Raw genomic sequence first — 22,212 nt, forward strand, 5'->3', positions numbered from 1 at the left:
TTTATAATGTATCAGATTTTACTTGAATAGTTGAACCACTGCTTAAGGAATTGATACCTTCAATTACGATTTTATCTCCTGCTGATAATCCTTTTGTTACAGCATACTGACTACCGTTGTTAAGTGGATAGATTTCAATTTCGGTACTTAATACTGTTGAGTTCTCATCTACGGTGTACACGAATATTTTGTCCTGAATCTCATAAGTGGCATTTTGTGGAATTAACAAGCAGCTATCGAGAGCATAAGGCAGAATAACAGAAGCTGTACCACCGCTACGTAAAATTCCATCTTCGTTGGGAAAGGCTGCCCGAATACTGGCAGCACCTGTCGTCTCATCAATGGTTCCACTAATGGTTTCAATCGTTCCTAAATATCTGTAAATAACTCCATCGCTCATCTTCAATTGTACCTTAGGAAGACTTTTGATGATGTCTACTGTTAAATTATTATCCTTAGCCAGGGTAAGAAGTTTTTTCTCTGTAAGTGAAAAGTTGGCATACATTGTTGTGAATTCTGAAACCGTAGTGATAGCATCAGACATTGTAGGACTTACCAAAGCTCCAACACGATATGATATCTTCCCGATAACACCATCAGTAGGGCTCGTTATGCGTGTGTAGGATAAATCTTTTTGAGCACTCACTAATTCCGCTTTTACCACGGCAAGTTGAGCATTACAACTACCCAATTCGTTTTGTGCAAGTTCAAGTTCATAAGCGCTTATAATATTTCGTTCTGCTAAAGATTTTTTGTTTTGAGCTGTTAGTTTAGCTGTAGCAACATTAGCTTCAGCAACTGCAACATTGGCTTTCGCTACGTTTACAGCCTCTTCATATTGCACTTCATCGATTTGAAACAACACCTGACCTTTTTTTACGATTGATCCTTCATCCACATTTACTTTAGTGATAAACCCCGTTATTTGCGGGCGAATATCAATGTCTTGTTTCCCTTTTATGGTAGCCGAATATGATTCGTAGAACTCCTCTGTACTTGGCTTTACTTCCATTACCGATAGCTCAGGAGTCTGCGTCTTTCTATCATCTTGCTTTTGATTGCACGAAGCGAGTATAATTATGCCTAAACACAATGAGATGATACCTCTTAATTTTCTAATTTGTGAATTCATAGCTATTATTTTATTCGTCATATAACCAAGCTTGATATAGCTTGACTTTTTTATTTGTTGGAAGCAAAAGTAGTGTGTTTTAATAGTTAATTATGAATTGTAATTTGGGTAAAATAGATTACTATTTAGGTTTTTACATTACCTTTGAAAATAAATTGGAAAGAGAATGAAGATATACAACAACATAAAGGACTACTTTTTAAATAAGGAGAAAAGATGTAACGATTATTCGAATCGCTTTTATATTCGATCCATAAAAGAAGATAGTAGTAAAGACATAGAACCTGATGAAATCTATTTAGAACCTCATAAAAGAGATTTTTTTGAAATAGGCGTTTTACTTCATAATACTGTGGAGATAAAAATTGGGGAACAAACCTTGCAAAAAAGAGACAATAGTTTGGCTATTGTCTCTCCTTATCAAACCATTAACTACGGAAAGAAACCTCAAAAAGATGATGACGAAGGATATATAATTCACTTTAAAGCTACGCTATTTGAAACACTAAATAACTCCTTCGATGTACAAAATGAATTCCCTTTCTTTAAGATTCATACTTTGCCCTTATACCAATTGGCAGATGATGATTTTACTGAAATTTTAAGTATTGTCAAAGAGATTTACCAAGAATCAAGAGCTGATAAAATGCATCATCTTGAAATCGTTCGATCTCTACTACAGATTCTATTGTATAAAATAAAACGAATCACGCAAAATGATGATGGCATCATCAGTATGAACCGCTATGATGCAATTATGGCTAAATTCGAACAGCTCATTCATGCTAGTAACAACACATTTATGGCAGTCAAAGAATATGCGTCAATGATGAATATTAGTCCTATTTATTTGAGTGAATGTGTCAAGAAAGCGTCGGGCAAAAGTGCGCAAAAAGTAATTATTGAATATAAAATAATGTCGGCCAAATCATTGTTACACCAGAAAAATAGATCGATAACAGAAGTAGCTGATATTTTAGGGTTTAATGAAGCGGCTAACTTCAATCAATTTTTTAAACGCAATACCGGAATCACAGCAAGTCAGTTTAGAAAGAAGTAAAAATGTATCTATTTCCAGGTATTTAATCACCTTGAACGATTTGTCCATACCTGTGATCGTTTTATTCATGCCATTATTGCCATGCAAATGTAATTTCACAACCTAAGAAAAGGGTTAAAGCATTACTAACGCAAATGCTGTGAAGTTCTAAAAGGATTAAAATGAAGAAGCAAGTTCTGTTAATAACTTTTATAATTACACTATCCATGCTTTCATGTTGCAAACCGAAAACTGGTTTGAACGATGTGCAAGTCATCGGTAGCCATAATTCATACAAAATTGCCATTGAAAAACCAGTTTGGGATTATTTGTTTCAAATGGATTCTGCCAAGGCAATATCTTTACAATACGCACATATTCCAATTTTGGAACAATTGAATTTGGGATTGAGAAACGTAGAGTTGGATGTTTTTTTTGATCCTAATGGTGGTCATTTTTCAAATCCCAAAGGTTTGGATGTGATTCGCGCGAATGGAGACACGCCTCTAGCATATGATGAGGAAAATAAGTTGTCAGAACCAGGTTTAAAGATGTTTCATATTCAGGATGTCGATTTCAGAAGTCATCACCTTTTATTTAAGGACTGTCTCAAGGTGATGAAAAGGTGGTCGGATAAAAATCGAAACCATACCCCGGTTTTTGTATTGATGAATACCAAAGATCAAAAAGTTGAGGGGACTCGCGATCCGCTTCTTTTTACTAAGGAAGCTTTTGACAGTTTAGATCAGGAAATTCGATCTGTTTTTGCGGATGAGGACTTGATTACACCAGACTTTGTTCGGGGAGATTATGAAAGCTTGGAAGAAGCTGTATTAACCCTAGGTTGGCCTGATTTAGAAGAGGTTAAAGGTAGGTTTTTGTTTGTGCTGGACGAGAATGAAGAAAAAATAGACCGTTACCTGAAAGGACATGCTGGTTTAAAAGGAAGAGTGCTTTTTGTGAACAGTCCTGAAGGAAATCCGGAAGCTGCTTTTAGAATCATTAATAACCCGATTAGAGATTTCGATTATATAAAAAGTTTGGTTGAAAAAGGTTATCTGGTCAGAACGCGCGCCGATGCAGCCACAAAGGAATCCAGGACGTTGGATTATACCAGGTTTGAAAAAGCAAAAGAATCGGGAGCTCAGGTAATTTCAACGGATTATTATATCCCCTCAACATTATATAATTCATCTTTTAAAGTAGTGTTTGAGGACAATACATACGAAAGAATTAAAAAGTAATACATCATGTATAGATATAAATGTAAGATTTTAGCAATAGTGGTATTGTTTAGCATTGTTGCTACAGGTGTGCAAGGACAGAAGAGTGATATCTTTCCATTGGTGAATGGAAATCAGGTTATAGATATCGTGGTTGATAAAAAAGATGCCAAGGTGGTTCAGATAGCGGCTGATCTTTTAGCCAGTGATATATTTAAAGTGAGCGGAAAGCGAGTAGGAGTTACTTCGAACATAGATAAAGCAGGAATTATTGCAGGGACCATTGGTGAAAGTAGACTTGTCGATCAATTAATCTCCGAAATGAAAATTGATGTTAGCAAAGTGAAATCTCATTGGGAGACCTACTTTATTGAGATTGTTAAAAATCCAGTTAAAGGAATTGAAAAAGCGCTGGTAGTTATAGGAAGTGATCGACGGGCAACTGCTTTTGGTTTGTTGGAAATTTCCAGAATGATCGGTGTTTCTCCCTGGGAATGGTGGGCAGATGTAACTCCCAATAAAAAAAGTGAATTGAATATTTCTATGGAGAATAGGATATACGGTTCTCCATCGGTTAAATTTCGAGGAATTTTTTTGAATGATGAAGATTGGGGATTGCAGCGATGGGCAGCGTTAAATTACGAACCTGAAACAGGAGATATTGGCCCCAAAACCTATGCTAAAGTGTTTGAACTATTGTTGCGTTTACGGGCAAATACAATTTGGCCGGCTATGCATTCATGTACCAAACCGTTTTATTCTTATCCTGAAAATAAACAAGTAGCTGATGATTATGCCATTGTTGTGGGAACTTCACATTGTGAACCTATGCTTTGTAATATCAATGCTGAATGGGATAGTAAAACCATGGGCGAGTGGCGTTACGATAAGAATGCAGAAACCATAAAAAAAATGTTTGAAACGAGGACTAAAGAAAGTTCCGATTTTGAAAGTATCTATACCATGGGAATGCGCGGAGAGCACGATTCGCCTATGATTGTAGGTGAGGATGATACAGAGGCTCAGGTTCAATTATTGGAGGATGTAGTCACTGATCAACGAGAGATTCTGCAAAAGAAAACAGGCAAGGCCGCTCATCATTTGCCTCAGATCTTTATTCCTTACAAAGAAGTGTTAAACTATTATCAAAACGACATGGAACTGCCTGAGGATATCACGTTGGTTTGGACCGATGATAATTATGGATATATCCGTCAGTTAAGCAATGCTGAAGAACAAAAGCGTTCGGGGGGAGCTGGGGTTTATTACCATACTTCGTATTGGGGACGTCCGCACGATTATTTGTGGCTTAACTCTACCAATCCAGTGTTAATGTGGGAGGAGATGCAAAAAGCATATGAATTTCAATCGCGTGATTTATGGATTCTGAATTGTGGCGATATTAAACCGCATGAATATAATATAGAGCTATTTTTAGATATGGCATGGAACATGCGTTCGTTCTCACAAAGCCAAGGCGTGAGAAATCATATGGAAAAATGGGCGGCTCGTGAGTTTGGTAAATATAATGCAAATCCAGTTACTGATTTGATGTATGAATATTATCGATTGGCCTTTCAACGTCGTCCTGAATTTATGGATTGGGGCAGGGTTGAGCCTGTAACGAAAGCAGGCGAAACTGAATTAAACCAGATTCATTATAATGATGAAGTGAGCTTAAGAATAAATGCTTATCAGAAATTAATGGATGCTACCCAAAAGTTGAAACCAAAAATTGCAGATAACAGAAAAGATGCATTCTATGAGTTGGTATATTATCCGGTAATGGGAGCTGCTCACTTAAATCATAAATGGCTATATGCTTATAAAAATAAATTTGCCGCTCAACAAGGGCGTAGTAGCGCATCATATTTTGGACAAAAAGCGACAGACGCATACCATCAGATACAAGAAGAAACCGATTACTTCAATAATATTCTACAAAACGGGAAGTGGAATCATATCATGAGTATGTCACCTCGTCATCTGCCTGTGTTTTCTAAGCCAACAACTACTATTTGTGTACGAGGCAATAAACCTCAACTGGGTTTGGCTTTAGAGAGTTATGAGATGGAAGTGAATACGGAAATCATTAACTCCTATGCCGATGTTTTGCCCGTTTTTAATGCTTATACCCAAAGTAAATATTTTGTAGATGTGTTTTTAAAGGGAAAAGGAGAACTCACCTGGAAGGCATCTGCAAAAGCCGATTGGATACATATTTCGAAAGACGAAGGAAGTTTAAATAATGAGAATCAGGAACAACGTGTTTGGGTAAGCATCGATTGGGATAAGGTTCCTGTAGGAGTAAATAAAAAAGAAGCGCCTTTAGGACACGATTACCAGTTGATTCCTCCAAGTTACAAGGTGAATTCTGCCATCGTTTTTGCTGCTGGTGATACCACTATTAGCATTGGGGTTTCCGTTTTTAATCCAAAGCTTAAGGCCCTAGAGAATTATAAAGGTAAGGTTGAGGATAAAGGTTTTGTTTCCATTTATGCCGAAAATTATTCAGCTAAAATAGCTGGTAAACAGGCAACATGGAAAACTTATGACGGAGTGGGGTATACTGGCAAAGTAGTAAGTGCCTTACCTTATTCAGCCGATTCACAAACAAGTATTCAATCTATCAAGAATAACAGTCCGGCATTGGAATACGACTTTTATACCTTTAATTTTGGTAAAGCTACTGTTCACTTACAAGCTATTCCTACCCATGCATTCAACCACGAAAGTGGGGTGCGTTGTGCCGTCTCAATTGACGATGCTGATCCAGTGGTGGTGGATTTTCAAACCTTTGGAAGAAGCGAAGAGTGGATGCAAAATGTATTAAAAAATGCTTCGGTGAAATCGGTGTCTCAAATTGTGAACAAAGCAGGTAAACACACCCTTAAAATATGGATGGTTGATCCAGGTGTGATGATTGATCAGATATTAATTGATTTAGGTGGTTGGAAAAAGAGCTATGCCTTTCCTCCAGAATCAAATTGTTGATTGAAAATCATTGGTGTCTGATAAAAAAATCTCAAGATAATTTATAATGTACATTAATGTAGGTAGTAATTGTATTGAGCAGCGTGTAGGGGTAACTAATCCGCCTTCATGTAAAAGCGTTAAAAAAATCAGCAAACGTAACGTTAAGAAAGAAAAGCTGTTTGAACGTAGTGAGTTCTTTTCTTTTAGTGAAGAGCGCTGGTTTTTAGCTTTTTCATGTCAGCGGCGGGATTTTTTGTTTACTTTTTTTTCCTGGAGAATTGGAGAGAAACGGAAATCATGAACGCCAATAAAAATTAAACCTATCGTGAACTAAAAAAAGTAAAAGCCCGTCGGCTAGAGACTAAAGGAGCTTGATTAATCCTTTAGAAATACTTACCAGACAATAGTAATTGAAAATATAAGCTATATGATCCATATCGTAAAATATATATTAATAAGTCTTCTCTTTTGTGTCGTTTTAGGATGTCACAACAATGACGAAAAGCAAAGTGCTCAACTACAAATTGCTTTTATGGCAGATGTTCATCTGCAAGATGTTTATGGAACTTTTAATGATACGGATTATAAAGGTGTTTTAAATCCCGGAAATGGAAAATACGTGATGGCGCGTACTATGCAGGCACAGTTGCATTCTACCCGAATTTTCAACGAAAATTACTTCGCTTTTTTGGCAGCATTGGATGATGTGGCGCAACGTGGTGTCAAGTACGTGGTGCTTCCCGGTGATTTTAGTGACGATGGACAGCCAATAAACGTTCGTGGTTTGCAGCGTATTCTGGATACGTATACTCAAAAACATGGGATTCATTTTTTAGCAACCACAGGAAATCATGATCCTGTTCGTCCGTATGCTACTGATGCAGGGAAAACAAATTTTATGGGAGAAGGAGGCAAATCACAAACTGTAATGAGTAAAGAAGGCCTGTATATCTCAAAAAATAAGGATGAGCATCCAGTGGTCATTACGCAGGATATTCGTAAGATGGGGTATAAGGAAATAATAGCAAGCTTACACGATTTTGGGTTTTTTCCAAAAAAAACAGACCTCTATTGGGAAACGCCTTTTACTAAATACGCTTATGATGATTATGATTTTCTGGAAGCACAGCGGCAAGCCGTGTTTGAACATCGTAAGTATTTAATTTCTCCTTATTATACACCTATCCCTGATGTGAGCTATCTGGTAGAACCTGAGAAAGATGTGTGGTTTTTGGCCATTGATGCCAATGTGTACGTGCCTAGCGAAAAAGTAAAAGGTAATCCGGAAGTGCCGGCTAATTATAAAAGTGCCAGCATTGGTTATAAAAACGTCCTTACCCATAAAAAGCATTTAATAGAATGGGTAAAAGAAGTAACGCAACGAGCCGAAAAATATGGTAAAACCCTAATTGTATTTAGTCATTACCCCATGGTTGATTTTAACGATGATGCGACCTCCCATATTAAAAAGTTGATGGGTGAAGGAAAAATGCAAATGCACAGAGTTCCCGAAGAAAATGTAGCCCGTATTTTTGCCAATGCAGGTATAAAACTTCATTTTGGAGGGCATATGCATATTAATGACACTGGCATTCGTAAATCAGAGAAAGGGAATTGTTTAATTAATGTGCAAGTTCCATCTTTGGCGGCGTATGTTCCTGCGTACAAATTGCTTACGGTTAAAAGTAAAGATTTAATGGAGGTCGAGACTATTGTGTTAGATTCCGTGCCTCGCTTTAAAGAGCTGTTTCCGTTGTACGAAAAAGAACATGACTACTTAAATAGCATAAAAGCAGGCAACATTTGGAACAAAGATATTCTGACAGTCTCTACTTATCATGAGTTTACCAGCTGGCACTTACGTGAATTAGTACGCTTGCGTTTTCTGAAAAGTGATTGGCCTGAAGATTTTAAGGATTTCCTATTGAAGTCATCGGGAAGAGATCTATTAATGTATTCAAAAGCTACCTTAAATGAATCAGAGAAAATATTAAAAGAATATGATAGCTGGACGGGTTTTGATATGATTTATGATTTTTATAGACTCCGCAGTGCCGATAAACTGGCGATAAAAGATATTGGCTGGAATAGAATTCAGCAGTATCAACTTATAAACAGTGCTATTCTTAAACAAATAAACGAGCGAAGTCCCATGTTTGTTGATTTTCAAAATTTTGCGACCGTATTGCATCACTTTTTAAATGGCGCACCTGCTGATCATTTTTTAGTTGATTTGGAAAAAGGAGAGATTACAGATCTTATAGATTAGTTGAATTATCCTCGAACAACAAAAACCATTAAGAAATATCAAGGTTTCACAAAGTGGATGGATTAATTGAGGCATATTAAAATGGGTAAGAAGTTTTAAATATATGATTTTACCTATCTTGTAAGAAGTTTACTGTTTAAATTTATGGGGAGAATTTTTCTAATAATGATATTTTTATTTTGTTCATGGACGACAAAATCAGAAGAGCTTCGTTTTGAGCATTATAATGACGAGCAGGGACTTTTTCATAATTCCATACGTGCCATTCTGCAGGATAGCACGGGTTATATTTGGCTTGGTACCTTTGGAGGTGTAAATCGCTTTAATGGTTATGATTTCGAAGGATTTTCAGGTGAAATTGATAATCCCAATTATTTGCAAGATGATGACATTACACAATTGGTAATTGATGACGATCATGATTTATGGATAGGCACAAGTAACGGATTAACAAAATATCATATCCCTACCTCAACATTTACAACCTTTCATCCAGGTTCAAGCAACGATCAGCTTGTTGGTAATAAAATCAGATCCTTATGTATTGATGATCAGAACCGGATTTGGATTGGAACCAAGGAAAATGGTATCTGCTATTATAATCAACGTAAAGATATATTTGTACCTGTTAAAATTGAAGGTGTACAATATGTGAGATCTATCATTCAAACCCAGGATAAAACTATTTGGGTAGGAACTTTTAAACAGGGAGTATATGCCTTTCAGTTAGATGAAAATGATGATGTCAAAAACCTGAAGCATTATAATCTTAACGTTACGCTTAATCGAGGTAGCATAGATCCTGATGTGTTTTTTATCTATGAAGATCATAAGTTTGATGTATTTGCTGGTACACGTGAAGGGCTATTCAAAAAGAACAAATTTAAAGATGAGTTTGAACCACTGGTGCAAAAGAATACATCTCCTGATTTTTTTCGATGTATCACCCAAGGACCTAATGGGAGATATTGGTTGGGGACATTAAATGGTTTGTTGGTATGTGACTTGTTAGAAGATATTTCAATAAATAAATTTGAGAGGCATCTTAACGATCTGTCAAACCCAGTATCCTTGGTTAATAATTATGTCACCTCCTTGTTTTTCGATAAATCTGGAGTGCTTTGGATAGGAACAGAGAATGGTTTGGATAAATACGATCCCTTTAGGAACCAATTTAAGAGCATCAGAAGCCAGAATTTTGCAAAGGATTTGTCACTTGATGTAAGTAGTTATGGAAAAACCTGCGACAACCATTTGCTAATTGGAACACACTCCAATGGCTTGTGGCTACTTAAAAACAAAGCGTTAATTCAAGTATCATCAAAAGAAAAACGGGTTGCCAGTATTTATTCGCCGGATGGAATTGAGTTTTATTGTGGTTTGTGGGATGGTAAAGTTTTAAAATACGATTATTTAACTTCAGGTAAGGAAATTATTGATGTTGGAATTGACGATTCGCCCGTATTTTCAATGTTGAAGATTTCTTCTTCGAAGTTAATTATTGGATCACATTTTAAAGGTGTGGTGGAATATGATTTATTATCTAAAAAACATGTGACAATAAAACCTGATGTTATAAATCTGCAAGGAATTAATAAAATTATTCAGGATGATTCAGGTATCATATGGTTTGCGACTCCTTTTGGCGCTTTTAGATATAAAAGAGATAGTAATGAACTTAAAAACTATGCATACATTGAGGGTAGTAATATCGGATTGTCGAATAGTGAAATAAAAGATGTGATCATTGATGACGAAGGAAAATTATGGGCTGCTACACGTCGAGGACTTAATTATTACGATCCGGAGATAGATGATTTTGTAAAAATGGATCAACCTGCAGAATTAAAGGATATTTGGATTACAGATATGGCTGTTGATTCGTTGGGTAAAATATGGTTAAATATTAATTATAACCAAATTGCTAGTTTCAATCCATGGAACAAAGAGCTGAAGTTCTTTTTGGTGAAAACGGGTATGAGATCCACGATATATAATAAAAGAGGTTTCTTGTATTTTAATCATTCCAGGATTTATCTAGGTGGCGAAAACGGGATTGTCTATTTTTCGCCTGCGGGTATCTATGAAAATACCTATGCGCCTGAACCCATCATCGATAAATTTATAGTTCATAATAAAGAAGTAATTATAGGAGAAAAAATAAATGGACAAGTAATTCTGAATAAAAATTTCAACTATTCAAAGCAGGTTGAGCTAGAATATGAAAATCGCGATTTTTCAATTTTCTTTTCATCTCCTTCCTATGTAAACGAAAAACTTAATCAATATCAATACAAGCTTAAGGGCTGTGATAAAGAGTGGGTTAGTGCAGGTGGAGGCCAGCGTAGTGTACAATATGCCAACCTTAGGCCCGGAAATTATGAGTTTAGTATAAAAGCCAGAAATAATAATGGATACTGGAGTAAAGAGTCAGAGTATAAAATAAAAATTTTGCCACCTTTTTGGTACACGTACAAAGCTTTTATCATCTACTTTTTGCTATTTTTCGTTCTATTCTACCAAATTAGGAGAATCATCATTTTCAGGGTGAAGATGAAGCAGGACTTGCTTTTTGAGAAAGTTAAGCGAGAAAAGGATGAGAAGTTAAATGAAGAAAAACTCAGGTTTTTCACCAATATATCACATGAACTCAAAACACCACTTACCCTTATATTGGGGCCTGCACAACAGTTAAGGGAGCTTAAAAATGTTGAAATAGGAATTTTGAAGAAATATAACCTTATTTATGCTAATGCCTCACGTTTATTAGAACTTGTAAATCAGATTATTGATTTTAGAAAAGCAGAACAGGGTAAGATTAAACTAAAAGTCTCAGAGATTGAGATAGTACATTATACGTATGAGTTATTTGAGTCTTTTCAGTTAATGGCTAGTAATAAACAACTCAAGTATTCCTTTGAATGTAAACATGAAAGGATGAATGCCTGGATCGATGCCAATCAGTACGAAAGAATGATATTTAATTTGCTTTCGAATGCTTTTAAGTATACACAACAGGGCGAGGTGACGGTGTATTTAGATATAAATGAAGATAATGAAACGCATTATCTAAATATATCTATCTCAGATACTGGAGTAGGTATACCTAAAGATAGACATGAAAAAATATTTAATCGTTTTTACCAGGTTGAGGAGCAATTAAAATACAATACGGGTTCCGGAATTGGTCTTTCATTCGTAAAATCTTTGGTCACTATTCATCATGGAAAAATATGGTTCGAAAGTGAAGCTGATAAAGGTTCTGTATTTCATATTCAACTGCCAATAAATAAAAAGTTTTATCAAAGTGATGAGATATTTGAATATAAGGTGAATGCTTCAATTCCAAAAATATCAAGTGAAGAACTAAAGAAAAATGATGAACTGCCTCTAGAAAATAAAGTGCAAGTTTTGATTATTGAAGATAATGAGGAATTGCGTAAATATATTGTAGATATATTGGCGGATGAGTACCATACTTTTGAAGCTTGTGATGGGGTAGAGGGCTTGGTTGTTGCAAAGAAAATAAAACCGGCTATCGTTGTTTCTGATGTTATGATGGAGCGAATGGATGGTTTTGGGTTTTGCAATCAGTTAAAGAATGATGATGAAATAAGTCATATACCGGTAATTCTACTGACTGCTTTAGCTGAAATTGAAAACCAGAAGAAAGGATTTAAAATAGGAGCAGATGCTTATATTTCTAAACCGTTTGATCCTTCCTTATTAAAGATTCGTATATTAAATATATTGGAAAATAGAAGGAAGTTAAAAGAACGGTACTTAACAGAGCCTGATTTGAATCTTGATCAGCTCTCTTACTCCCAGGCCGATGATGAGTTTATACAAAAAATTAACTCATTTATTGAAGAAAATATAATGAGTTCGAAATTGAATAAAGAACTTCTCTGTTCAGAGTTTGGCATTAGTTCTTCAAAACTTTATCGAAAAATAAAGGAACTCACTGACCTGTCACCGAATGAAATGATTAGAACGGTACGATTAAAGAAAGCTTTTATTTTGTTAAAAAATAAGGATAATAATGTTTCAGAGGTGGCATATGAAGTTGGTTTTAGCGACCCATTTTATTTTAGTAGATGTTTCAGAAAACAGTTTGGTTATCCTCCCAGCAAAGTCTTAGATGAAAATAATAAGACTCACTAGCACTTACTCCCCCCCCCTTTATCCACAATAGTTCATGAAGGTGAATGTAAATGCGGTTATCCCTATATGGTTAAACCCAAATGCGGGAATCAAATTTGTCCGTGAGTTTTTTTATCGTGAAGTTTATATTAAAAGATAAGCGGTCATCTTTCAAGGCTTGCAACATTTATACTATTCTTTGAGATTGTCTTTATACTATAGCGCTTCAGTTTTATTTATCTTAGTTAGTATAAAAAAATCGATGTAAAAAAGTGATATCTAAATCTTAAAACTATCAGCAGTATACGATATGATATTTAGGAAAGATACTTTTCGTCGGGATAACAATTTTGGCAAAGATGAAGCAAATAGTATTATTTTTTATTTTCTTATGGGTGGGTTCATCCAGTTTGTTCTCAAAAGTGTTGGAAATACCTTTTGTTCAGTTACCTACCGGACAGCTGGTGGTTAAAGTGGAATTGAGTGGAATTGAAAATGAACAGCTCTTTATTATTGAAACATCCGGTTGTCACTGTTTAAGGGGAGATATGATGTATCGGTTAAACGATCTGGGAATGGACACCGCAAAAAAGTTTCATAATTTTAATATGTTGAAAATAGGGGATTTTTTAATTCACAACAAGAAAAAAATTGTGGTGAATAAAAGTATAGGGAAACGTGGTGAACACGCTTTTCCTGAACCTGTATTGGGCACATTGGGACCCCAAATATTTAAAAATAAGATTGTACAGATTAATTATGATGAAAAGGTCATCAAAGTAGCGGATGATCTTCATGAATTTAAAATACCGGAGAATACGCCTTCTGTCCATTTTACTCAAAGTTTCATGAATAAGATACCAAGCGTTGATGTGAAAGATGATTTTGGAGGAGTAAATGAAACCGTTATTGAAATATCTTCACCGGTTTTTATTTCCCGATACGAGGCTAATTATTCCGATGCCAGACACCTGAGGTATAGAAGAGAGAAAGGGATTAAGCCCCAAAAGATATCGCTTGATGGGAAAGATATTATTGAAATTCTGGCTGTGGAAGAGGATCAGGTATATATCAATCACGATATCCCTATTTACAACCCTGTACTGTATATTTCCAGTGGGCTCCAATCCATGATCGGTAATAGTTTTTTAAAGCATTTTCGTAGCACATTCGATTTTAAAAAGAAAGTACTATACCTCGATCCGATAGATGAAGAAGGAGTAGGTTACGTCACCGATCCCAAAGGTTCAAAATGATTTTATTGCCAGTGCAGTTCAGCAACTCTACAATTTGACCAACCCCAAAACAGCAATGCGCCCAATAACCATATCAATTTTATTTTTTGTCTTTTTTAGTATTCTTCTGCAGGCTCAAGAAAACAAAGTGTTTAGTAATTTGCATAGTAAAAAACTTAATTCGTTTCCTGTAAGCCAGCGTTTGTTTCTGCATATTAATAAAACCATTTATAGCGATTTGGATACTATTTGGTTTAAGGGGTATAGCGTTCAAGGGCCATTGCAACAGGCAAGTAATATTTCTCAGACAATGATTGTTGCTTTGTTAAATAGCCAGAAAGAAGTGGTTGAGTCTGCCCAGTTTTTAATATTTGATGGTACTGCCGAGGGACAAATTCCAATAACTAAATCAATTGGGGTGGGCAACTTCGAAATAGTTGCCTATAGTTCCAATATGCTTAATCAGAATCTGGATTGTATTTTTCGTACAACAATAGAAATAATCCCCAACAAAAAAAATAGTTATAATTATTCTTTTGGTTTTAACCGTACGTTCTATAGACCTAACGAAAAAGTTGAAATGCAGGTGCTAACTTATGATAAGTATTATAAGCCCTGCGCTAATCAGGAATTAAGCTATAATATCCTGGACGGAGATAAAAAGATAGATAGAGGAAAGGTAAAATCAAATAATGAAGGGATCGCTTATCTTAACTTCCCGTATGAATCGGCCAATAGCGAAAATTTGCCTTTAAAGATTAATTTCGAGACAGGAAGCATTGAATCGCCATTTAGAGAAAATACATATGTTTTATCGGTTCACCAGGCTATTGATGTACAGTTGTTGCCCGAAGGAGGTAATTTGGTGGACGGATTAATGCAAATAGTGGCATTTAGAAGTGTTGACGATCGTGGCAGGCCTATTGAAATTTCGGGTGAGATAACAGATGCTAAAGGTAAATCTGTAACTGAATTCAGCACATCCCATCAGGGAATGGGCAAATTTATGATGATTCCGCAAAAAGGTGAGAAATACAAGTTTATCATTAAGTCGCCCCTTGATTATGCTCACGAAATAGAGTTTCCTGAAGTTATGGGAAAAGGTTTTGCCTTATCGTATATGGGATCTAGAGGGGGGCATGCCTTTTTTAAAGTGGCAAAAAATTTTAAAGGAAGTGAGGAAGTAACGGCCGTGTGGCAGATGGACGGATTTGTATTAGGTACTAAATCTATTTATTTGGAAAACGAGAATACATTTTCTTTTGCGAAAAAAGATTTGCCGAACGGCATTGCCAAGATTACCTTGTTTGACAAAGGGGGAGCGCCTTTTGCAGAGCGGTTAATTTTTATAGAAGCATCTCAAAAACCAATTGTTGATATTAAGCTGAATCATAAAAATTATCATACCCGAAGCAAAGGTGTTATAAAATTGGAAACCTTAACAGCTGATAGCCTTCCAGTAGATGCGAACTTATCTGTTTTAGTCACTCATATTGACAAGGGGATTAATCCTTTGACCCCGATTCCTGATATTAGGGATTACACCTTGTTTAAGTCAGAGTTGTCCGGTCAGGTGTATCGGCCAGCACAATACTTTGATAAGGAAACTGATGCTAAACTTATTGAATATAGAGCAGATTTGGTGATGCTGACCCATGGGTGGAGAAAATACAATTGGTACTACGAATTGTGTCACAAGCTTGAACCTCAGTATGAGTATTATAATTATGATTTTTACCGGGGTGTGGTAACCAAAGGCAAATCTGTGGTGCCACATGCACCGGTTGAAGTGCTTAGCTTTGGAAAAGGAATAACCATGTCTGAGTCTAAAGCAGATGAGAATGGTAGATTTTATGTTAATCCGCAATTTTCTGAGAAAGTGAGTCCCACTTTAATAATCTCTGCGGCAAGGAAAAACGAATTCTCAAGAGTGAAGCTTACCATGGAAGACCGGGAACTGGAAATACGGGATAGCGTGGTACAATTATTCTATGATGAGCTCTTGCCGCATGTGCACCACCGCAATGTGGATTTGTATAAAAAACCGGGAGAGATTGATACATTATTTAAGCTCTGGGATACCAAATACATAGCTGAAATTTTTGTAGTAGGTTCTCAAACTGGAAATAGGATTACCGAAACACTTAAAAGATACAGTGCTGGAAGTACACATTTGCTTACAGAAGAAGATTTCGGAGACGAAATCCTTGACATGGAAAGTATGATTTATCAATTGGGAGCCGGCCTCATGGTCGAAAATGATCAGGTGGTGAATACTTCCGGGGGGCAGTTAGCTTCTATTCCGATCGTCTTGAACGGGGTCCAACTGAGAGATGCCACTTTTACTGAGATTGCCTACCTATCAAGTGATATGATTGAAGGGATAGCCTTCGTTAAAGGTAGCGTGGTATCAGCCGAATTAGATAGTGGCGGGCAGGATGGTGCCTTAATGTTATGGACGCTAAAAGGGAAAAACGTAAAAGTGGCAGACAAGGAAAAGAGGAACAAGTTTACTTCGGGCCGTTACGGTAGGGTATGCAAATACTATAGCCCCAAGTATTCTAATAATAAACAAAAATATAGCCCGGTGCCTGACAATAGAATAACTGTACTATGGGATAATACTGTAAAGACAGACTCATTAGGTAGAGCTACCATTGAATTTTACAATGGTGATGTGAAAGGAAATTATTTGGTAAATATTCAGGGTATATCAAAGAAAGATGGTCTAATTTTTAAAGAAGCTGTTATTACGTTACGGTAAGAGTTTATGCAACCCATATACTATTCTTTGAGATTGATGCCTTATTTTAAGTTCTTCAATGTGCCTATCTTAGCTTTAGTAAAAAAACATTTAAAAAATAACATATGCAACTGAAGAATAGCTTTATACTGGCAGTTATAGTGTTTGCCCAATGGGTAAGTGCACAAAATACAGTATCCGTAAATGCCACATCCCAGGGCGAAAAATTCGATCACCTTTGGAGTAAATGTGTTGGTGCAGGACGTGCCAACGAAGCCTTACGGGCAGGATGGCTCGAGCAAATGGAAAAAGTACATCTGAATTGTGGGTTTGAATATGTCCGTTTTCACGCGCTGTTTCATGAAGATATGTTTCCGGTATTAACGCAAAACGACATACTTGTTTATAATTGGCAATACATCGATGATGTGTTCGATCGTTTGTTGGATATGAATGTCCGTCCATTTGTGGAACTGGCCTTTTTTCCAAAACAGTTTGCTGCCGAAGATTCTAAAACGGTATTCTGGTGGAAAGCAAAGGTAACTCCAGGGCCGGATTATGCACAACAATGGCACGACCTGATAAAGGCTTTTACGCAACATGTGGTTGACCGCTACGGAATGGACGAAGTACTAACCTGGTATTTCGAGGTATGGAACGAACCTAATCTTTATCCCTTCTTTTTCCATGGAAAAAAATCACAGTATTTCGAATTGTATAAGCAATCGGCATTGGCTGTTAAATCGGTGGATGAACGATTGAAAATTGGAGGCCCATCAACCAGTAACTTTGTGCCGGATGCTCGTTTTGATGCTGAAATTATTGATAACAATGTATCTGAAGCAATTTTTGAGGTTGAAGATATCAACGTGTTGGAGTGGCATGGTGTGTGGATTGAGGACTTTTTAAAGTACTGTGAAAAGGAAAAACTACCTGTTGATTTTATTACCACGCACCCATACCCAACAGACTACGCCTTTAATCCTGAAACCGGGAAAGGACGAGGGTTGACTCGTTATGCCCAATCGGTAATTGAAGATTTAAAGTGGTTGAAGTCCACGGTTGAAAACAGTGCCTATCCTGATGCGGAAATTCATTTAACAGAGTGGAATACTAGCCCGAGCAGCAGAGACCGTATGCACGATTTATTGCCGGGAGCAGCTTATATCGTTAAATCGAACCTGGATTGTATTGGCTTAACCAACTCATTGGCTTTTTGGACTTTCACCGATATTTTTGAAGAAAAAGGTGGGGCTGCTAGTATTTTTCATGGCGGTTTTGGGATGATCAACTTTCAGGGTTTAGTGAAGCCTTCGTATCATGCTTATCGCATGTTGCATCAATTGGGCGAAGAAAAATTATATAAGGATGATTACCTGTTTGTTAGTCGCAATTCGGGTAATGGTAAAGTAGTTGCTTTGGCGTACAACTATCCCAAAGAGAACGAAGGATCAGTTCCTGCCGGATACAAAAGCTACGAATACCTAAGTAAGGGTTCACCCAAGCAACTCGATCTGACTTTGACCGATTTAAAACCGGGTGCGATGTTTAAGATTGAGGTTTTAGATAAAGATCATGGTAACGTGTGTCATTCCTGGGAAAAAATGGGTAAGCCAGAACCTCCAACACGTGAGCAAGTGAAAGTATTAAAAGGAATGGCTGAAAACCTAAAAACAGAACTGATTACCGCAGATGAAAATGGAGTTGTAAGTGTTAAACGGGAACTGTTTCCCTGGAATGTGGTATTAATAAAACAGATTAATTAAAAGTTTCATTGATTGTAGGTTAAAATATGCGGTTTGATAGCGGTTATTTAATTACCTGCAGGTACAATTTCGTGAATATGTATTTAATGTATAAATGTAAAGCCAGCTTATTGTTTCAGAGGGTTTCAATTGTAGTCTTCACTACTATTGCTATTTTTTTTACCTCATCTTGTACACAACGGGTAAAAATCTATCCTGCTCCTGAAGGCATTGAGCTTTCAAGTGCTTTCAATGTAACTGTTGAAGGGAAAGGCGTACCCGTATATAAAACCAAGGTACCTCCCAAAGAACCAATTCCCCGTTTGAACCATTCACGTTCGGAGTTTGGTTATGCCTCTTTGGCTTCCTTTGATATGAATTCGGAAGTTGGTATTACTGTTACGTATCCAGAAAAAGTTACTTCTGTAAAGATACTGCCAACATCTTATGGTGTTATCCCCAAAGTTAAGGGAAATAAAATATCATTCTCGATCGACAATCCCAAGCATGTTACCGTTGAGGTGAATGGCGACTGGCAGGAATCACTTCACATCTTTGCGAATCCAATGGAAGAGAATATCCCTGATCCTAACGATCCAAACGTGATTTATTTTGGACCGGGTATTCATGAAATCGTTCATCTGAGTGTTGGCGATAAGCAAACGGTATACCTCGCCGGAGGGGCTTATGTGCGGTGTAGCATGGATCCAAACGAGAAGCAGGTCATGTCCACCAACCAACAGAGGTATTTGCCAACGTTTAGGCTAAATGGAAATAATATATCATTTCGCGGAAGGGGTATTGTGGAACAGGAAACCATTCCCAGAGCAAAAAGAAGATACACGCTTTTAGCCGAAGAATGCGACGATGTAACGATAGAAGGCGTCACATTTCTTGATCCCAGCCGCTGGACCATTCCGATCAAGAGATCAAAAAATGTTCACGTGGATAATATCAAGATAATTGGCTGGAGAGGAAATGCCGATGGTGTGGATATTTCCAGCAGCCGGGATGTGTTGGTAGAAAACTGTTTTTTGCGCACGCTTGACGACCTGATTGTTGTTAAATCGAGAACCGGTCAGGGAGAAGCCAAAAATATCCATGCACGGAATTGCGTGTTATGGAACGAACTGGCGCATGCCGTTAGTATCGGGGCTGAACTGCGCCAAAACGTCAGTAATGTACTTTTCGAAGATATGGATGTGATTCATGATGTAGGTCGTGAAACCGCAATGCGTATTTACCATTGCGACTCTGCTACGGTTAGCGATGTTACCTTTCAAAACATTAGAGTTGAGGAAGCACGCAGATTGATTTCCTGTTGGATTGGGTCAACCCGATGGACTAAAACCAAAGAGCGGGGACATATCAAAAACGTACTGTTTAAAGATATTATCGCTACTTCTGCCCCAATTGATACCACTTTAAAAGGTTTTCAGGATGGCTCAGACTGGAAGCCCTATATTATAAAAGACCATGCGAGTATGGAACTAATTGGTTACGACGAAAAACATATTGTAGATGGTGTTGTGTTCGATAATGTTGTTCTTGACGGAAAAAAAGTAACAAAGGGACAGGTTACAATGAACGAGTTTGTGAAGAATGTAAGTTTTAAATAAAATTTAAAAACGTACATATATGAAAACAGGAAAATATTAGATGTGTTATGGGGGCTTTGTTTATTTTCAATACAGAATAATTGTATTGCACAGGCTTGCGGCAATCGGGTTTAAGGTCAGAATGGTATTTCGAATTGATGCCAATTATGGTACTGCGGCCGGAGTGGCTGAAATATTGCTACAAAGCAACTACAAGAATATTCATTGGTGACCGGCATTCCCAAATGTATGGACTAGCGGATCGGTAAAAGTATTGCGTGTGCTTGACGTATTTGAGGTTGATAGGATGGAATGATGGAAAGACTGTGGAAGCCGGAAACTGTGCATACCGAAATGCGACCTTCCGAATTGCAACGCAGAGCAAACCGGGTGTAACAATAACTTTAAAAAGGGCGAAACCAGTATCTGTTTGGAACTGTAAAATGAGTTTAAGCTTAAAATTTGATGATGAAATCTATTCCGTTTTTGTTTGTTATAATAATGCTAAGTGTAACCTGTTTCTCGCAAGAGAAAGAACTTACATGGGAAGCGTTGGGTAAGCAGTACCAAATACCGGAATGGTTTGCCAAAGCCCGGTTTGGAGTATGGGTGCATTGGGGGCCTCAAGCTGTTCCTGAATATGGAGGTGGCTGGTATGCACGGCACATGTACATGCAGGATGTGGGCCGGGAAACCTTTGGGAAAAATGCCTATTCGTATCACCTGAAAAGATTCGGTCACCCATCAGAAGCAGGTTATAAAGAGGTGGCCAATGCCTGGAAAGCCGGAAAGCTGGAAACAGATAGCCTTTTGCAATATTTTACGGAAGAATTGGGCGCTAAATATTTCATGGCCCTGGCTCATCATCACGATAATTTCGACAATTGGAATTCAACATATCATGAATGGAATTCGGTAAATGTTGGTCCCAAACGAGATATTGTTGGTGAGTTTTGCAAGTCGGCTAAAAAATACAATGTTCCCTTTGGGGTAAGCACACACAACGAACGCTTTTTTGAGTGGGGCCTGTCTGCTTTTGGCGCAGATTCAACAGGCAAATATAAAGGCGTTCCTTACGATGGGTATCTGACAAAAGAAGACGGCAAAGGTACGTGGTGGGAAGGTATGGATCCTTCGATCTTATATGGCCTGCCTCCGGAAAAGAGAACTTCCGAATGGGAAAAAGCTTGGAAGCAAAACTGGCTGCTTAGGATGAAGGACTTGCTTACAAAATATGATGTGGATTTTATGTGGTTCGATGGAAGGGGATATCCCTACGGAGACTATGGAAAGGAAGCCTTTCGAACATTTTATAATCATAACCTGAAAAAAAATGGTGAAATAAATGCAGTTATCGCAGGAAAAATACCGGGAGGTGACCCGGGAGTCGTGAATGACATTGAGCAAGGCGTAGAGCTGGAGATCTACCCCGAACCCTGGCAAAGTATCTGCTCATTCACCCACTGGTTTTACAAAAAAGATGATCCCTCCCGGCATGATGCAAGAAGTACCATTGAATTATTAGTTGATGTGGTGAGTAAAAACGGCAATTTTATGTTGAATGTTGAACTTTTACCGGATGGATCTATTCCTCCGGAGCATAAAGTTATTTTAGATGATTTTGGGTCCTGGTTAAAGTTAAATGGTGAGGCCATATACGCCAGTAAACCGTGGAAAGTGCATGGCGATAATTTTTACACAGGGCTTATTGATGAGCGCTCGAATGAATCTAATTTAGCTAATGCCGACCTGGATGCACTTAAGAAAAGGAAAAGCAAACAGTTCAACAACCGAACAAAAGACAGCCAGCCTTATGGGCACAATGAGGTTCGGTTCACAACCAAGGGTGATGTACTATATGTGGTGGTGATGAATCCTGCCGAAGGAAAAATTGAACTACCTTCGTTGGGAATAGCATCGAAACACCAACCAAAGGAGATTCAATCTATCAAAATGATTGGAAGTGATGAGGATATCGAGTTTAATCAAACCACTGATAATCTCTTATTAAATGTACCTGTGCACAGGCCCAACCAATATGCGACTGTATTTGAAGTACAAGGAGCGCTTTGATCTTCAATCGTTGATGATTATATCAAACGAATGATG

General features: G+C 37.3%; 11 protein-coding genes. 10 read left to right on the top strand and 1 reads right to left on the bottom strand.

The features are described from left to right. Nucleotide 1: 1 nt before the first annotated feature. Nucleotides 2-1,132: an efflux RND transporter periplasmic adaptor subunit gene (locus ACT29I_RS05815; RefSeq protein WP_444792909.1), complete on the bottom strand. Its 1,131-nt coding sequence runs from the start codon at nucleotides 1,130-1,132 to the stop codon at nucleotides 2-4. 166 nt (nucleotides 1,133-1,298) lie between these two features. Between ACT29I_RS05815 and ACT29I_RS05820 the strand changes: the two genes are divergently transcribed. From ACT29I_RS05820 to ACT29I_RS05865, 10 genes are all read left to right on the top strand, one after another. Next, a complete protein-coding gene (locus tag ACT29I_RS05820) occupies nucleotides 1,299-2,192 on the top strand; it encodes a helix-turn-helix domain-containing protein (RefSeq protein ID WP_444792910.1) in 894 nt (297 codons plus the stop codon). Between the two features lie 161 nt (nucleotides 2,193-2,353). Next, nucleotides 2,354-3,415: a phosphatidylinositol-specific phospholipase C1-like protein gene (locus tag ACT29I_RS05825; RefSeq protein WP_444792911.1), complete on the top strand. Its 1,062-nt coding sequence runs from the start codon at nucleotides 2,354-2,356 to the stop codon at nucleotides 3,413-3,415. Between the two features lie 6 nt (nucleotides 3,416-3,421). Beyond that, the gene (locus ACT29I_RS05830) at nucleotides 3,422-6,388 is read left to right on the top strand and encodes a glycosyl hydrolase 115 family protein (protein ID WP_444792912.1); all 2,967 of its coding nucleotides are present in this window, start codon (nucleotides 3,422-3,424) and stop codon (nucleotides 6,386-6,388) included. A gap of 409 nt (nucleotides 6,389-6,797) precedes the next feature. Continuing rightward, nucleotides 6,798-8,639 carry a metallophosphoesterase gene (locus tag ACT29I_RS05835; RefSeq protein WP_444792913.1) on the top strand — a complete coding sequence of 614 codons (1,842 nt, stop codon included), beginning with the start codon at nucleotides 6,798-6,800 and terminating at the stop codon, nucleotides 8,637-8,639. A gap of 165 nt (nucleotides 8,640-8,804) precedes the next feature. Then, on the top strand, nucleotides 8,805-12,803 hold the full coding sequence (locus tag ACT29I_RS05840) for a hybrid sensor histidine kinase/response regulator transcription factor (RefSeq protein WP_444792914.1): 3,999 nt from the start codon (nucleotides 8,805-8,807) through the stop codon (nucleotides 12,801-12,803). Between the two features lie 338 nt (nucleotides 12,804-13,141). Further along, nucleotides 13,142-14,038, top strand: coding sequence for a hypothetical protein (locus tag ACT29I_RS05845; RefSeq protein ID WP_430931280.1), 897 nt, complete (start codon nucleotides 13,142-13,144; stop codon nucleotides 14,036-14,038). Nucleotides 14,039-14,177: 139 nt separating this feature from the next. Then, nucleotides 14,178-16,781 carry a hypothetical protein gene (locus ACT29I_RS05850; protein ID WP_444792915.1) on the top strand — a complete coding sequence of 868 codons (2,604 nt, stop codon included), beginning with the start codon at nucleotides 14,178-14,180 and terminating at the stop codon, nucleotides 16,779-16,781. Nucleotides 16,782-16,885: 104 nt separating this feature from the next. After that, complete coding sequence (locus tag ACT29I_RS05855; RefSeq protein WP_444792916.1) at nucleotides 16,886-18,526, top strand: GH39 family glycosyl hydrolase; 1,641 nt, start codon at nucleotides 16,886-16,888, stop codon at nucleotides 18,524-18,526. 86 nt (nucleotides 18,527-18,612) lie between these two features. After that, nucleotides 18,613-20,124, top strand: a complete 1,512-nt coding sequence (locus ACT29I_RS05860; protein ID WP_430931283.1) for a glycosyl hydrolase family 28 protein — start codon at nucleotides 18,613-18,615, stop codon at nucleotides 20,122-20,124. Between the two features lie 444 nt (nucleotides 20,125-20,568). Next, nucleotides 20,569-22,176, top strand: coding sequence for an alpha-L-fucosidase (locus ACT29I_RS05865; protein ID WP_444792917.1), 1,608 nt, complete (start codon nucleotides 20,569-20,571; stop codon nucleotides 22,174-22,176). The last annotated feature ends 36 nt before the right edge of the window (nucleotides 22,177-22,212 follow it).

It is taken from the genome of Saccharicrinis sp. GN24d3 (assembly GCF_052400645.1).
Taxonomy (GTDB): Bacteria; Bacteroidota; Bacteroidia; order Bacteroidales; family Marinilabiliaceae; genus Saccharicrinis.